The 13,515-nt window shown below is 38.9% G+C and carries 21 protein-coding genes; 9 read left to right on the top strand and 12 right to left on the bottom strand.

The genetic code is table 11. The features are described 5' to 3' along the window. Position 1: 1 nt before the first annotated feature. Positions 2-364 (bottom strand): LD-carboxypeptidase, encoded by a 363-nt coding sequence (locus JCM19038_RS21045; RefSeq protein WP_052361688.1) that lies wholly within the window; start codon positions 362-364, stop codon positions 2-4. Between the two features lie 170 nt (positions 365-534). Between JCM19038_RS21045 and JCM19038_RS24525 the strand changes: the two genes are divergently transcribed. Continuing rightward, complete coding sequence (locus JCM19038_RS24525; protein ID WP_255343385.1) at positions 535-660, top strand: hypothetical protein; 126 nt, start codon at positions 535-537, stop codon at positions 658-660. A gap of 173 nt (positions 661-833) precedes the next feature. Then, positions 834-1,226, top strand: coding sequence for a RidA family protein (locus tag JCM19038_RS14095; protein ID WP_042419184.1), 393 nt, complete (start codon positions 834-836; stop codon positions 1,224-1,226). Positions 1,227-1,305: 79 nt separating this feature from the next. Here JCM19038_RS14095 and JCM19038_RS22385 read toward each other — a convergent pair whose 3' ends face one another. From JCM19038_RS22385 to JCM19038_RS14070, 5 genes are all read right to left on the bottom strand, one after another. Continuing rightward, on the bottom strand, positions 1,306-1,575 hold the full coding sequence (locus JCM19038_RS22385; RefSeq protein ID WP_152549456.1) for a hypothetical protein: 270 nt from the start codon (positions 1,573-1,575) through the stop codon (positions 1,306-1,308). Positions 1,576-1,622: 47 nt separating this feature from the next. Further along, positions 1,623-2,597 carry a tRNA-dihydrouridine synthase gene (locus JCM19038_RS14085; RefSeq protein ID WP_042419179.1) on the bottom strand — a complete coding sequence of 325 codons (975 nt, stop codon included), beginning with the start codon at positions 2,595-2,597 and terminating at the stop codon, positions 1,623-1,625. A 535-nt stretch (positions 2,598-3,132) separates the two neighbouring features. Further along, on the bottom strand, positions 3,133-3,720 hold the full coding sequence (locus JCM19038_RS14080; protein ID WP_042419177.1) for a nucleotidyltransferase: 588 nt from the start codon (positions 3,718-3,720) through the stop codon (positions 3,133-3,135). A 61-nt stretch (positions 3,721-3,781) separates the two neighbouring features. Beyond that, positions 3,782-3,985 (bottom strand): cold-shock protein, encoded by a 204-nt coding sequence (locus tag JCM19038_RS14075; protein ID WP_042360192.1) that lies wholly within the window; start codon positions 3,983-3,985, stop codon positions 3,782-3,784. 241 nt (positions 3,986-4,226) lie between these two features. Next, a complete protein-coding gene (locus JCM19038_RS14070; RefSeq protein WP_042419174.1) occupies positions 4,227-4,877 on the bottom strand; it encodes a uridine kinase in 651 nt (216 codons plus the stop codon). Between the two features lie 839 nt (positions 4,878-5,716). Here JCM19038_RS14070 and JCM19038_RS14060 point away from each other — a divergent pair. Then, positions 5,717-5,899 carry a hypothetical protein gene (locus JCM19038_RS14060; protein WP_042419167.1) on the top strand — a complete coding sequence of 61 codons (183 nt, stop codon included), beginning with the start codon at positions 5,717-5,719 and terminating at the stop codon, positions 5,897-5,899. A 53-nt stretch (positions 5,900-5,952) separates the two neighbouring features. Continuing rightward, a complete protein-coding gene (locus tag JCM19038_RS14055) occupies positions 5,953-6,573 on the top strand; it encodes a hypothetical protein (RefSeq protein ID WP_042419163.1) in 621 nt (206 codons plus the stop codon). A 25-nt stretch (positions 6,574-6,598) separates the two neighbouring features. On the opposite strand, the gene JCM19038_RS14050 is transcribed toward JCM19038_RS14055, so the two are convergent. From JCM19038_RS14050 to JCM19038_RS21040, 4 genes are all read right to left on the bottom strand, one after another. Further along, positions 6,599-7,372 carry an ABC transporter permease gene (locus JCM19038_RS14050; RefSeq protein WP_042419161.1) on the bottom strand — a complete coding sequence of 258 codons (774 nt, stop codon included), beginning with the start codon at positions 7,370-7,372 and terminating at the stop codon, positions 6,599-6,601. Then, on the bottom strand, positions 7,365-8,309 hold the full coding sequence (locus tag JCM19038_RS14045) for a daunorubicin resistance protein DrrA family ABC transporter ATP-binding protein (RefSeq protein ID WP_042419159.1): 945 nt from the start codon (positions 8,307-8,309) through the stop codon (positions 7,365-7,367). The genes JCM19038_RS14050 and JCM19038_RS14045 overlap by 8 nt, the downstream gene beginning before the upstream one ends. A gap of 127 nt (positions 8,310-8,436) precedes the next feature. Further along, the gene (locus tag JCM19038_RS14040) at positions 8,437-8,862 is read right to left on the bottom strand and encodes a hypothetical protein (protein ID WP_052361686.1); all 426 of its coding nucleotides are present in this window, start codon (positions 8,860-8,862) and stop codon (positions 8,437-8,439) included. Next, entirely contained in the window at positions 8,847-9,047 is a 201-nt protein-coding gene (locus JCM19038_RS21040) for a TetR/AcrR family transcriptional regulator (protein WP_052361683.1), read from the bottom strand. Before JCM19038_RS21040 ends, JCM19038_RS14040 begins: the two co-directional genes overlap by 16 nt. A gap of 370 nt (positions 9,048-9,417) precedes the next feature. Here JCM19038_RS21040 and JCM19038_RS14035 point away from each other — a divergent pair, with 370 nt between their 5' ends. Genes JCM19038_RS14035 through JCM19038_RS14025 form a run of 5 tightly spaced genes read left to right on the top strand, consistent with a single transcriptional unit; the run spans position 9,418 to position 11,359 of the window. After that, on the top strand, positions 9,418-9,786 hold the full coding sequence (locus JCM19038_RS14035) for a GntR family transcriptional regulator (protein ID WP_042419156.1): 369 nt from the start codon (positions 9,418-9,420) through the stop codon (positions 9,784-9,786). Next, on the top strand, positions 9,779-9,994 hold the full coding sequence (locus JCM19038_RS23775) for an ATP-binding cassette domain-containing protein (RefSeq protein ID WP_238554422.1): 216 nt from the start codon (positions 9,779-9,781) through the stop codon (positions 9,992-9,994). Before JCM19038_RS14035 ends, JCM19038_RS23775 begins: the two co-directional genes overlap by 8 nt. Beyond that, positions 9,991-10,374: an AAA family ATPase gene (locus JCM19038_RS23770; RefSeq protein ID WP_238554421.1), complete on the top strand. Its 384-nt coding sequence runs from the start codon at positions 9,991-9,993 to the stop codon at positions 10,372-10,374. The genes JCM19038_RS23775 and JCM19038_RS23770 overlap by 4 nt, the downstream gene beginning before the upstream one ends. Next, positions 10,371-10,649: a hypothetical protein gene (locus JCM19038_RS23765; RefSeq protein ID WP_238554420.1), complete on the top strand. Its 279-nt coding sequence runs from the start codon at positions 10,371-10,373 to the stop codon at positions 10,647-10,649. The genes JCM19038_RS23770 and JCM19038_RS23765 overlap by 4 nt, the downstream gene beginning before the upstream one ends. Continuing rightward, positions 10,646-11,359 (top strand): hypothetical protein, encoded by a 714-nt coding sequence (locus tag JCM19038_RS14025; RefSeq protein WP_042419153.1) that lies wholly within the window; start codon positions 10,646-10,648, stop codon positions 11,357-11,359. Before JCM19038_RS23765 ends, JCM19038_RS14025 begins: the two co-directional genes overlap by 4 nt. An 84-nt stretch (positions 11,360-11,443) precedes the next feature. Here the strand turns inward: JCM19038_RS14025 and JCM19038_RS14020 are convergent, their stop codons facing one another. Together JCM19038_RS14020 and JCM19038_RS14015 are read right to left on the bottom strand one after the other, a co-directional pair. Beyond that, complete coding sequence (locus JCM19038_RS14020) at positions 11,444-11,941, bottom strand: small multi-drug export protein (RefSeq protein ID WP_042419151.1); 498 nt, start codon at positions 11,939-11,941, stop codon at positions 11,444-11,446. A gap of 86 nt (positions 11,942-12,027) precedes the next feature. Beyond that, the gene (locus JCM19038_RS14015; protein WP_042419150.1) at positions 12,028-12,621 is read right to left on the bottom strand and encodes a TetR/AcrR family transcriptional regulator; all 594 of its coding nucleotides are present in this window, start codon (positions 12,619-12,621) and stop codon (positions 12,028-12,030) included. Positions 12,622-13,515 lie beyond the last annotated feature (894 nt).

Below are 13,515 nucleotides of genomic sequence, written 5' to 3'. Positions count from 1 at the left end.
GTTAAAAACGTCGTGTTATCCGATGCCCCATGATAATCTTAGGATTTTTCATTATTAAATCCGTGTCTAAATAGGGGAGAATTCTTATTGAATCATCACCACCTATTGAAGAGAAAATTGCTTTTATCTCCGGATCAGCAAATGCTCGATTGATATCTTCTGCTCTCTGTTTTGGGTTTTGATGTAGTTGTTCAGCAGCTGCACGGGCAGTATCCATTTCCTTAACTTTTAAATTGAGTTCCTGTTCTAAAATATGTATTCCTTGATCAAAGATATGTGGGAATACGCTTGGCACCCCTGCTGATGGGGACAATACGGCAACCGTGTCACTCTTATTTAAACGTTGTGGCGTTACCATTTCCATTCTTCTAACCCCCATATTAAATGTTAGGTCTATTTTATCACAATATTTTTACACTACATGTGATATTCAAACACGTCTTCGCATGCAGAAGTTTTTTACCCAATTCATTTAATTAACTAGAACTCTTTGGTACGATTATAGGAACAGCACACATGAATAGGGGTAATTAGGTGACACACTCAGAAATTGCTGTAGCAACAATCGCCATTCAGATCGTTACACTACTTGCGATCGTTGTACTTACCATTTTTATTGTTTACGTTCTTATGAAAACACTTAAGAAAACGAAAAAATAAACCTTACAAAATGGAGAAAAGGAGTGTCCAAGCTATGAAGAAGAAAATTCTCATGTTTTTATCTTTCGGCTATGGATTCTCTACTGCTGTTTTCTTCTAAAATTCATGATATTGGTGAAGTCTATCTTTTTTTAAGAAAACGAGCAGAAAAACTCTAGAAGTGAGGGTATACAATGCAAAACATCAGTAGGAAAAATCCAGATTCAATGGCTAAGCCCGTAGGGAATTACAGTCATGTGACACGAGTTCTAAAAGGTGCCGATTTAGTCGTCACATCAGGTCAAATCGGAACAGATTCAGATGGCAATGTCCCACCTGAATTAAACGATCAAGTCACGAATACATTTTCAAACATACAGAAAATCCTTACATCAGAGAAATTAAGTGAAAAAAATATAATTAAAGTTAACATTTGGGCGACCGAACAAATCGATTGGAACTTCTTAGACGCTCAATGGGATGAACTGTTTCCGTCCGCCTATCCAGCTATGACTGTGGCTTACATCTCAGCTTTGGGATTACCCGAGTTAAAAATTGAAATTGAACTCTGGTGTGCTGAATTTTGATAGTAGCAACGATTCAATGCATGCAGCTTTTTATCAAATGAACGTTTCTTTGTTACGAAGACATGCAAATTACAAAGTATCATTCATGGCATAGCTTATAAAGAGCTATGCCTTTTTGCATGAGGCTAGAGATCAGGGGATTGTGCAAGAGCCCGGGACCATGGTGCAAGAACTCAGGACCGCGGTGCAAGACAACAGGACCGTGGTGCAAGAGCCCGGGACCATGGTGCAAGACAACAGGACCGCGGTGCAAGACAACAGGACCGTGGAGCAAGAGCTCAGGACCGTGGTGCAAGAGCCCGGGACCGTGGTGCAAGACAACAGGACCTCGACAAAGTTTTAGTCTCATGACCAACAAAACGCCCTTCAAAGTGAACTTTGAAGGGCGTTTCCAAATTATAATGTCTCTTGTTTTTCAGCTTGGAACGTATCAAGGAGTGAACGTACTTCATCTGTTGAACTTGAGTTCATCAGTTGATTTCTTAACTCACTTGCTCCGCGGAAATCACGTACATAGATTTTGAAGAAGCGGTGAAGCGGTTTAAACGCACGGGATTCAATCTCGTGGTATTTATCGTGAAGGTCGAGTTGCAAGCGGAGAAGATCGAGTAACTCTTCACTGCTATGCTCTCTAGGCTCTTTTTCGAATGCAAATGGGTTGGTAAAGATGCCTCGTCCAATCATGACACCGTCGACTCCGTACTTCTCAACGAGTTCTAAGCCGACTTGGCGGTTAGGAATATCACCATTGATCGTCAACAGTGTGTCAGGTGCAATCTCATCTCGGAGTTTTTTGATCTCTGGAATGAGCTCCCAGTGCGCGTCGACTTTGCTCATTTCCTTCTTCGTACGTAAATGAATAGACAAGTTTGCAATGTCTTGCTTTAGTACATGTGCTAACCACTCACGCCATTCATCCACATACGTATAGCCAAGTCTCGTCTTTACGCTTACAGGCAGTCCCCCAGCTTTGGCTGCTTGAATGAGTTCAGCAACGACGTCTGGACGGCGAATTAATCCGCTTCCTTTTCCATTCCCTGCCACATTTTGAACCGGGCAGCCCATATTAAGGTCGATTCCTTTAAATCCTTCTTTTGCCATGCCGATACTCATTTCCTCGAAGAATTCAGGTTTGTCACCCCAAATATGAGCAACCATCGGCTGTTCGTCTTCAGTAAACGTCAAGCGACCGCGAACACTTTGCTTTCCATCTGGATGGCAATAACTTTCAGAATTCGTAAACTCCGTAAAAAACACATCTGGTCTTGCGGCTTCACTTACGACGTGACGAAACACAACGTCCGTAACGTCTTCCATCGGAGCTAATATAAAGAATGGACGTGGTAAATCACGCCAGAAATTTTCTGTCATCGTACTTCCCTACCTTTTCGTCTCTCGGTCTTTCTTATCACACATATTCACGACACGATTTATAGCAACTACTCCATAATAATATAGGAAGCAGCACTATGACAATTGAATAAATTTCCCTCATGATCATAATCAAAAAAGAAAGGTCTCGCCTTAAGTACTTCAAGGCAAGCCCTTCCTTATAAAATAAACATTCAAAATCCCAATTGATCTTCATTAGATAACTCCATCAAAAATGGATACAATGACATGAAAAGCAAAGACACGGATAAGAAGATCATGATGGTTGCTAAGAAGCCTAAATTTGTTAACAGATTTAATAATGGAACGAGCAACGGTAAAAATGCTAAAAACGATGTTTTTCTTTTCGCATTTTTTGATAAATACTGTACCTGATCACAATAAGGGCAACTCATCCCATAAATTGAGAATGATTTTTGATGGATAATCTCCACCCCCATTCTTGCTTACAGTTTGAGCACGTAGGCATGACATGACCTCCTTAACACGTTAATGTCACAACAAACAAATCATTCTATGGATTCACGCTTTTAAGAAGCTGTTTTACATTACCCCTAACTCTATCCGGCAATGGCTGTCTACACGCTTCGATCAACAATTGCTTACTAGAAATGCCATGTGCCTGCAAATAACGAAATAAAAGCAATTCTTTCTCTTCTTTATTAGGCATCAAACTGTATAAGATGTACCAATCTTCTAACGTACAGAGCGGAATGCTTACACCGTTAATTTGCGTACACGTAACAATTGAATTTGGGGTTAGTGAGAGTATGTATACGCCACTTTCGTGTTCCAAAGCGAATCCACTCATAAGATCGACTTCGACATCATTCATCGTATATTTATAGAAATAACTGGTCCGAAAAGGTGAATACTTTTGAACTTCCTTTTCATTCCCAATCGTATCAATGATTGTCTTCGTACGACCTACATCTTTCTCAGACACTAGCACATCGATGTCATTTACTTTCTTCACGATCCCGTATTGCGAAAGGAGTAATGATCCTCCAATCGCCCAAGTAATATTGTTTTCATTAAGCTGCTTAGCTAAGCGAGCTAATTGCTCAAGCAATTGTGTATTGTGACTTTGATGTAACGTCATCCCCTTTACTCCCTATCAACCAATAAAAAAACAGACTCAAAGAGTCTGTTTTAATCGGTTATTAGCCTTCTTTTGAAACGTTTGCAGCTTGAGGTCCACGGTCACCTTGAGTGATTTCAAAGCTAACTTTTTGACCTTCATCTAAAGTTTTGAATCCGTCAGTTTGGATTGCAGAGAAGTGTACGAATACGTCTTCGTTACCTTCACGCTCAATAAATCCAAAACCTTTGTCTGCGTTAAACCATTTTACTGTACCTTGTTCCATGATTGTTGCCTCCTAGTGCTTTGCACATGCATTACACGATTTATTACTATTCTTGCTCAAAGTGAAACTCTAGATGAAAGTTGCTTGCTTTCTGTTTTCTTCGTAACAAAACTAGTTAATAATGATCATACCATATAAATAAGAACGTTCCAAGTTTTTTATGAAATTTTGGATTGTTAAGCGAATTAGATGATTCTTAAGCATCATCCATTTCCATTTTATTGAAGAACGACCAATTGATCTAACAAAGGTTCAAGCTGTCTTTTTCTATAACATAGCTGTGATTCGTATTCTTGATAACAAGATCAAATGCCCCATGATAAGCATGCATAAATAATTCATATTGAATTCTTCGTTGGTTATGAGATTGTTTTAAATACTCGATGTTCATGCCTCTTTCGGACACATCTCGAATGCCCCTTCTCATAAACTCAGTTTCTCCATCTGTATAAAGGTAAATCTTCAAATCAAATAAACCTGGATCTACAAATGCAGTACTCATCCCTTCCACAATACTAACTTTGTTATCAGATGATACTAACGCACTTTCCATATAATGCGTTTGGATCGTTTTAAAATCTAATCCCTCTTGAATCATCGTAAGATCTCTTTCTAAGGAGACGACATGGTGGGCTGCTGGATGGCACGCTGTCATTTTAGACGCATGTCGTTTTTGATCAAATTCATACTCGATTGTCGCGTACTTTCTAAGTTCAGAGCCAATGATGTAAGGGTCCGTATTCATATAATTGACATGTTGCTCATCAATCAACTCTCGAAGATGATTTGCAAATGTCGTTTTCCCAGAAGCACCATGACCCGAAATTCCGATTACGATTTTTTTATCAAGATGATTAATATAGTTGGCAACTTGATTTGCTATGTTATCCATAACTTCTCCTTCAATAAGTAATGTCACTACAAACGACTCTATATTCACTCTAAAGATTCAAGATGACTTGCTTTTGGAGCTGCAAAATCGGGTAAACATATTAAAAAAGATCGGAGGTCCCCATGGCTAAAAAAGCTCTATTCATCGGATTAGGCCTATTTTTCATTATGATATTTACTGAACTGATTAGCCGTAACGCCATAAATCTCACGACCCTGCTCGGTATGTTAACTGTGTGTACGATTATCTCATTATTAACCTATGCTTCACTTAAGTATAAACAAACCAAAGATAAATAGCAGTGACTTAAGAGAAGACATTAAAGAAGGACTTCATTGTTATATAGACCTGTGAAGAAACACCTTCTTTTATTAAGAACTCTCATGCCTTACGCTTCGTGCCTTTGGTTTCTATGTTTTCGAGTTCCCCGCGCGCTAAGTACTATATATTTAATGAGGATCCCTATAGGATAAAATACAATTACTACAGGAACAATCACTACTAACAATATAAGTGATAAAAATAGACCGCTCGCCACAATAGAAAAGTTCCCTGAATCCAACAACGTTGTTCCGAACACTAGATCAGAAATTGCTCTTATTAACGGATTCAAAAATGACACAACAATTGAGAATAAAATCGCCAATCCGATAGCCGCTAAATAATAAGAAAACTCCTTCATAAAAACTCTCATGCCTTGTAACGACTCCCCTAAGTTAAAAATACTGTTAGCAATTACACCATATTCACCGTAGTGTTTCAATAACGTTCGTTTTTAAGAACCATTAATAAGGGTAATTGTTCTGAAGAAGACCAACGCATTATAGGAGTGTTTCGAGATGACCAATAATTCAGATTATCATTCAAAGAAGAACGAACCAAAAGAAAAGATCGGTGAATCCGTTGATAAAGCGATCGTTGGAAGACCCGAAACATTCGCTCAAGGAAGCTGCCTTTCAAGAGTCTTCACCCTCGCATTCATCATTGTGCTATGTATCATATTGTTTTACTTTTTCTTCTAGGCTCCTTTTGCAGGTTAATTTTTTAATTAGGAGGGTTTCGTATTAGATATGTCATGAAAACTTTATCAAGCGTAGCTGTTTTTACCTTACTTACTGGATGCAACAATGCTTCTGAAGAAATCGAAGAATTAGGTGAGAAATACGGACTTACACTTGTGGTCATGGAAGACACACTGCTTGGCAGTGATGACATGGTAGAGCTTGACTATGACGAGACTGAGGAACTTTTGCAGCACATCCGTCAATCAATTGATGAAGGACCGCAGCAAGGTGACGGTGATGTTGCGATTGAACCAGAACTTAAAGAGCCCATTAGCGAAGCCGGTGACTCTAATACCCACACATCTTATTTGGATGAGCATTTGCCTGATCTCGAACGAGCTGTACAGTTCAATTACACTCTTCAACAAGGAGCAGAATCTATTACTCCCACGACTATTGAGCTCTCCGAACTACATTCATCTGCAAGCGGGTTACCTGGAGTTAATTGGGTTCATGTAAATACTAGTGCGTCCTTTGATGATAACACCGAAGAAGTTTCATTCTACACGTCTGGAAACTGGGAAGTTCATTTTCTCTATGAGGGAAATGAGGTGTGGATGGAAGTACCAGACGATTGGATTGTCCCCTTGCAATCAGAGGAGCTTTTGGAAGAAGGACGTCGTTCACTTTAAGTGAACGACGTCCATTTAATAATCTCTACTCAGCTTTTCTCTTCTTAAATAAAATCGTTGCGACAATAAACGAAATGATGAGCAATCCCCCGAACCAAGCAATGGATAACCACAGGTTCGTGCCAATCGGTGTACCGAGAAGAAGTCCGCGTAATGTCTCAATTAACGGGGTCATCGGTTGATTTTCTGCAAAGGTGTGCAGCCATGAAGGCATCGTTTCAGTAGGTACAAATGCGCTACTCACATAGGGCAGAAACAACATCGGAAATGTGATCGCGTTGGCTGTTTCTACATTTTTTACAAGCAATCCAAATACGACAAATAACCAATTAAGAGAAAGCATAAATAAGGTTAAGATACCAATAACTCCTAACCACTCTACTACCCCTGCCTCTGGCTGAAAACCAATCAGTAGTGCGACTAGAATAACGACAGTCGTAGCAATCGCATTCCGAACGAAACCACCAATCACATGGCCGACCATTAACGAAGATGGATGAAGTGGCATGCTGCGTAGGCGTTCAAATAACCCACCAATCATGTCTTGCGTAACACTTACAGCGATAATCGAACTTCCAAAGCCTGCACACGTAATAATGACACCTGGAACAACATAATTGACATAGTCCGTTCCAGTTTGAATCGCTCCTCCAAACACTGCAACGAACATAATCATAATAGCGACTGGTAATCCAATAGCCATCATTAGGGATTCCTTTTCTCGAACGATATGCTTTATGCTACGTCTCGTCATCGTCCATCCGTCCATCGCAGCCCAATATAATCTTAAATTAGTCATTTGACGAAGCTCCTTTAGCTGATTTGCCTGTAATCTCAAGAAATACGTCGTCCAATGTCGGTTTACGGAAATGCATGGCAACGGGTTCTATTTGATTTTCATGCAACGTATTCAAAAGGCGACGTAAAATTTCCGTTGAACCTTCTGTCTCAACAGAAATGAGCTTCTCACTTTCGTTTATTTGCCCTTTGATGACTTTACTTGCTTCATCGAAAGAAGCTTGGTCTTGGAACGTTAACTCCAGCTTTTCCTTTCCAATGATGCTTTTTAATTGTTCCGAGGTTCCCGTTTCAATGATTTTCCCGTTATTCATAACCGCAATTTTATCCGCAAGTTGATCTGCTTCTTCCAAATACTGCGTTGTTAAGAAGATCGTCACGCCACGATCAGCCAGTTTACGAATTAATTCCCACATGTTTTTGCGGCTACGAGGATCCAGACCGGTAGTTGGCTCATCTAAGAAGATTACTTCAGGATTCGCAAACAAGCTGATTGCAATATCAAGTCGACGGCGCATTCCTCCTGAATACGTACTGACTCGTTTTTTAGCAGCACCACTCAAGTCAAATTGTTCGAGTAGCTCTACTGTGCGTGCTTTAACCGTACGGTGATCCAAGTGATTTAATTGGCCGATCATTTGCAAATTCTCTTCACCAGTGAGCAACTCATCAACTGCTGCGTATTGACCAGTCAAACTTATTAATTTCTTTACAGACACGGATTCACTGTCGGTATCATATCCCCCGATTTTTGCAGATCCACTATCAGCTTTGATTAACGTCGCTAAAATACGAACCATCGTCGTTTTCCCAGCGCCATTTTCGCCTAATAAAGCAAAGATTGAACCTCGTTCCACATGAAAACTCAGTCCGTCTAGCACGAGGTGCTCACCATATCTTTTCTTAATGTACTGTACTGAGATGACCGGATCAGTCATGAAAGATCTCTCCTTTTATGTCGATTGACTTATTCAGTCAATTTAACAACAAAATTTTTTGACTGACTCATTCAGTCAATTTAATAATACGTATGCTCTATTTTTATGTCAATCTTTTTTATAACAATTATCTTTCCGAGATCATCCTAATTAAAATGCCAACTTTTTGCTCTGTATTATCCTTCCAAAACGCTGGATCATCTGCCATTATGCCGGACAATACTGTCAAATAAATACCCAACAACTCTTCCGGATCACCTTTAATAATCTCTCCAGAATTCTGTCCTTCGACAAAAAGAGGATACAAAGATTCGATGTAGAATTGTCCTGCTTTTTCTACGAATTGCTCTAAATGTTCAGGTAGGTCATTCGTAGAACTTAAATTCTGGATAATCCGAAACACGCCATTGCTAATTTCTGTATCACTCTCTGTAAATGCAAATAGAGTGAACTGCTTAATTTGTTCAAGCGGACTAACCTCATGATCATTCAGTTCTTGAAAAAGCTTTGCAGATTTATGCTCTTCAACTGCCCAATCTAGACTTGCATACAATATCTCATCTTTAGAAGTAAAGTAATGATAGACGAGCCGTGGCTCACTTTCGCTTCTTTTGCAATCATACTGATTTTTGTCAGTTTAATCCCGTTTTCAGCAAATACTTTAATCGCAGCACGCATAATTTGTGCTTTGCGTTCATGTTTCTTCTGATCGAGTTGTTCTTTATTTTGTGGTGCCATAGATCCCCAGTCCTTCTGTACTTATATGTAGTCTCGTTCATTTAGTTACCTTGTTTTAAAGGTATGATTAACTCGTAGTTTTGTCAATTGACTTCAATCTTAATCGAAGATGAATACCAACAATATAGCCCCTCTATTCGTAGCGAATAAACCCGTTACAACTACCAAACACTACAAAAATACTTAAAACGACCTTGCCATTCATAATCTCCTCACTGCTATTCCCCAAATTATTGACCATTCTTTTCACCAAACGTTTATCAATAAATGGTAATTCGGTAGATCACACTTTACAAGATGACCTTCTGTATGTATAGTTGATTACACAACTAATCAACCACTCAACACAGAAGTGAGAAAGGAGCGTTTAGTGAAGTCTGTTCTAGATGAGTCAAAACCAATTTTCCAGCAAATCTTCGATATGATTGCTGATGATATCGTTGATGGCGAATTGCTTGAAGGAGAGCAAATTCCATCAACAACAGAGATCTCTAAGTTTTATCAAGTGAACCGGGCAACCGTACAAAAAGGACTATCCATGCTTGTTGAGGCCGGTTATGCCTATAAACAACGAGGTGTTGGGATGTTTGTCGCAGACGGAGCAAAGGCACAGCTACTCACTAAGCGTAAAGAAGAATTTTATCTTCAATACGTTAAGCCCACACTGAGCGAAGCGAAACGACTTCAAATGTCAAAAGAAGAATTTATTCAATTGATCGAGGAGGATTATGATGATTAAAATTGATAATTTGTCGTTTTCATATGGGAATGCATTAACCTTGCAAAACGTTTCATTCCACGAAAGCGAACCGATGATCATCGGATTATGGGGGCGTAGCGGCTCTGGGAAAACAACGCTAATGAAGTTGCTTTCCGGTATGGAACAACCAAATCAAGGAACAATCAGTGTAGATGGGGTCAGCCATATAACAATCCAGATGCAATGAATCATGTTACGTTCATGCAAGAAGACCATCCATTTTCAGATTTATGGGATGTTGATGACGCACTACGTTTCGGTTCTTATTTCAATGCAAATTGGGACCAATCATTTGCCGAACATTTAGTAGATGTGTTTGAGTTACCGAGGAGAAAGAAGATCAGAAACTTCTCCAAAGGTATGAAAAGCATGATTAAAATTACGTTAGGACTTGCGAGTAAAGCACCCGTTACGATTATGGATGAACCAGCAAATGGTCTGGATGCTAGTATGCGCAAAACCTTTTATGATGTGTTATTGGATACGTATGAAGATTCTCCACGTCTGATTATGTTATCAACCCATCACATTGATGAAGTTGAACCACTCTGTGAAAAATCGCCTTGATCAATCAACACACCATCACTCGCTATGAAGAAACAGAGAAACTAAAGCGACAAGGAGTCCTCCTAACAGGACCAGTGGAAGCTGTTAAATCGATGATCGGAACGAGCAACGTTCTTGAGGAACGCAAGATCGGCAAGCAACTTCATGTCATGATTGATGATGATTATGACGACAGCTTAATCACGCGCACGGAAGCAACAGGCATCAAGATCGAAAAAGCACCACTTCAAGACTACCTCGTGAACCTAACAAAAAAGGGGACGACGAAAGTATGAATACACTTAAAGGACCTTTCCGCCTCATTTTTAAAGAAATGAAACCGACATTCCTTATAAACGCGGGTATAACAATTGCTTTAATGGGATTGTTTGTTTTTTTGAGTTTCTATGCTGATGGAAATGAGAATATAGGGGTCCTATTCGGCCCATTCTATGCCATTTTTCTCTTCTTTCCTTTCTTTTTGATGAAAGGATACAAATGTATTCTTTCATTAGGAGGCACAAGAAAACAATTTATGATTTCAACTTATCTTTCTGTAACGATTTATACTATACTGGGCGTCCTTACCTTAAATGGATTTTACTATTTAAGTCCTTACGTATTAAATCAAGGGTATATCTTTCACATGGGAGACCTTGTGAATGAATCAAATCCCTTCTTATATCTATGGGTTGATGCATTATGGCTGTTCATTCTCTTCGGTATTGGAGTGCTCGCACAAACAGTTTACTTTAACCTCGGTACAGTACGAACGTTAAGTGTAGGTGCTGTTCTGTTAATTGCTTCGCTCGCAACGTTCTTTTTTGCAGACCTCGGTCCCCTCTTCGAATTTTTCATTACTGAACAACTCGCATTCGTTCACATTTTAGCTGGCATTTCTGTACTGTTTGTACTGCTTTCTTATTTGTTTATGAAAAACGGGCCACTAGAGAAAGGCGATCGCTATTTATTCAGCAGAGGCTGGAAAGAACCTAAACCAGAATAACACGATGGATAAAAGGCTACTTTAGGTCATCATTAGACCTGAAGTAGTCTTTGCTTTATTCTATGATACTGATTTGCATTAAGATTAATTTAAATTGAACCAACGATTAAGAAGTCCATCGGAGTCGATTTGAGAGTATATAAAATCTGCGCCAACAATTGAAAGTACAGCAAAAACAATCGCCCAAACGATGATACTTCCACCGATCCATAATGTGGTGGACTTTTTAGAGGCTCCTAATGAACGAGCAATTAAAGCCGTTGCATGACTACTTCCAACCGTCACAGGATGAATAACTGCAAGACCAGGTAATCCGTATCGTTTCCAAAGTTTAACTGCTTTTTTCTTTTTATCGCTCTTTTCATTCTTTTTGTTTTTCGGTCGATTTTCTAACCATCTTATATATTGCTCAGACAGGGTAATTGCGATTAAAAAGGTCATTAAATTCCCAATGATACTAATCATGGTAACACTCCATGGATTAAGGCCTGCCAATATCCCTATAGGAATAATTAACGTCGATTCTAAAAAGGGTGTAGCTGCAATAATGAAAACAATGATATACAAAACGATTGCTGACATAAAATTCTCCTTTCACAATAAAATAAACTGACCGTTCGGTTTATTAACCTCGATAAAAATAGCCTCACAATTATGAGGCGTAGGGTTTAGTTTTTAATCCCATTCAAAAAGATTTCGATCGCATTCTGATAAAGCAAATAGAACTTCTCCTCATCGTAACCAAGGAACTGTGTAATACTCATACCTGTGAGTGTACTATAAAGAATATGCGAGATATCTTCAGCCTTTTTATTACTCACAAACTCTTGATTGCGTAAACCTTCATTTATAATTTCATAAAAAACATCATACTCCGGCTGAACAAGATGGATCAGCTTTTCTTTCACCATTTCTTCGATATTTTCCGAACCCATATATTCAGGTACAATTTTTGAAATCGGATTTTGCATATCCGAAGCATAAAATCGAGCGAGAAGGTATAGTTTCTCGGTTGCTGTAGCAAGTTGATTGGCTTCTTTCTCCCACTCCATTCTCCATGATTCAGACGCCTTCTCAACGGTATACAAAAAGAGCTCTTCCTTACTCTTAAAATGATAATAGATGCTGCCTTTGCTTATCTGAGAATACTCACGAATATCTTCCATCGAAGTTGCCGCGTACCCTTTACGTTCAAAAATCACCTTTGCTTTTTCCACAATACGTTTCTTTGTCTGTTCGCCTTGTCCTACTGGTCGAGCCATAATGAATATTCCCCTTCAATGTTAGTGATCGGCATAGTAAACTGACCGATCAGTTTACTAAATACTAATACATTATTTTAGAAAAAGCAACGATACCTAATTAAGCTCCCGATGTCGTTGACTTGTTTTAAAACAAGGGATGACCTTTACAGACGACTTCTTCTCGAGGTTATTCGAAAGCATCATCATGATTATTGGAGTTATTGTCATGCTACTTCCACTACTCTTAGGTATAGAGAGCATGAACCTTTCAAATCGTCCCTTTCTAGATCACCGATAAAACACATAACCATATTCTTGTTTGTTACAATTATCTCAATGATTCGTTCGAAAGGAGAAGATAAAATCGAAGTATTAAGTACTGGCATTGACTGGGGAGCCGTCATTACTTCAGTGATTGCTTTCATAATTCTTATCCTAATTATCGTCCTCATCATTCGATTATATCAATATTTTGTTAAGCAAAAGTAAGCGATTTACTCCGTAATTTTCTTTGCACTCATACTTGATCCTTTGCTGTTATCAGCCATAGACTTTGGAGGTGTTCCTATTCTTAGATCTCCTCTAAGATTTCTTGAAGATGACCGTAAAGCATTCGTCTTTAGCGTATTATCTTTACTCATCCCTTACATTGGAATCGTTTTTGGCATTATAGCCATTACGTATTCTAACGGAAAGAAGACTTCAGCTGCGATCGGTGGGAAAATATTAGGGATTCTTGGTGTGATGATGAATACGTTCTTACTTCTAATCATTACCCTCTATGCGAGTACTTTTTTTATTAATGTCGAGTAACAATACTAATTGAACAAAGAAGCAAGTCATTTAATAATGAATAACTTGCTTCTTTGCCTTACGTAGTTAACTTTTCTAAAGTTGCTTACGAACTGTTAG

The organism is Geomicrobium sp. JCM 19038, from assembly GCF_000698125.1.
Lineage (GTDB): Bacteria > Bacillota > Bacilli > Bacillales > Marinococcaceae > Geomicrobium_A.
This window is presented reverse-complemented; position numbering and strand designations above follow the sequence as displayed.

Excerpts from the sequence above, each read along its gene's own strand:
- JCM19038_RS21040 (WP_052361683.1), bottom strand. The coding sequence starts at position 9,047 with ATGGCACCACAAAATAAAGAACAACTCGATCAGAAGAAACATGAACGC.
- JCM19038_RS14055 (WP_042419163.1), top strand. The coding sequence starts at position 5,953 with ATGAAAACTTTATCAAGCGTAGCTGTTTTTACCTTACTTACTGGATGC.
- JCM19038_RS14070 (WP_042419174.1), bottom strand. The coding sequence starts at position 4,877 with ATGGATAACATAGCAAATCAAGTTGCCAACTATATTAATCATCTTGAT.
- JCM19038_RS22385 (WP_152549456.1), bottom strand. The coding sequence starts at position 1,575 with ATGAGACTAAAACTTTGTCGAGGTCCTGTTGTCTTGCACCACGGTCCC.
- JCM19038_RS14020 (WP_042419151.1), bottom strand. The coding sequence starts at position 11,941 with ATGTCAGCAATCGTTTTGTATATCATTGTTTTCATTATTGCAGCTACA.
- JCM19038_RS21045 (WP_052361688.1), bottom strand. The coding sequence starts at position 364 with ATGGAAATGGTAACGCCACAACGTTTAAATAAGAGTGACACGGTTGCC.
- JCM19038_RS23775 (WP_238554422.1), top strand. The coding sequence starts at position 9,779 with ATGATTAAAATTGATAATTTGTCGTTTTCATATGGGAATGCATTAACC.
- JCM19038_RS14015 (WP_042419150.1), bottom strand. The coding sequence starts at position 12,621 with ATGGCTCGACCAGTAGGACAAGGCGAACAGACAAAGAAACGTATTGTG.
- JCM19038_RS23770 (WP_238554421.1), top strand. The coding sequence starts at position 9,991 with ATGAATCATGTTACGTTCATGCAAGAAGACCATCCATTTTCAGATTTA.
- JCM19038_RS14045 (WP_042419159.1), bottom strand. The coding sequence starts at position 8,309 with ATGACTGATCCGGTCATCTCAGTACAGTACATTAAGAAAAGATATGGT.
- JCM19038_RS14095 (WP_042419184.1), top strand. The coding sequence starts at position 834 with ATGCAAAACATCAGTAGGAAAAATCCAGATTCAATGGCTAAGCCCGTA.
- JCM19038_RS14080 (WP_042419177.1), bottom strand. The coding sequence starts at position 3,720 with ATGACGTTACATCAAAGTCACAATACACAATTGCTTGAGCAATTAGCT.
- JCM19038_RS14060 (WP_042419167.1), top strand. The coding sequence starts at position 5,717 with ATGACCAATAATTCAGATTATCATTCAAAGAAGAACGAACCAAAAGAA.
- JCM19038_RS14025 (WP_042419153.1), top strand. The coding sequence starts at position 10,646 with ATGAATACACTTAAAGGACCTTTCCGCCTCATTTTTAAAGAAATGAAA.
- JCM19038_RS14085 (WP_042419179.1), bottom strand. The coding sequence starts at position 2,597 with ATGACAGAAAATTTCTGGCGTGATTTACCACGTCCATTCTTTATATTA.
- JCM19038_RS14050 (WP_042419161.1), bottom strand. The coding sequence starts at position 7,372 with ATGACTAATTTAAGATTATATTGGGCTGCGATGGACGGATGGACGATG.
- JCM19038_RS14075 (WP_042360192.1), bottom strand. The coding sequence starts at position 3,985 with ATGGAACAAGGTACAGTAAAATGGTTTAACGCAGACAAAGGTTTTGGA.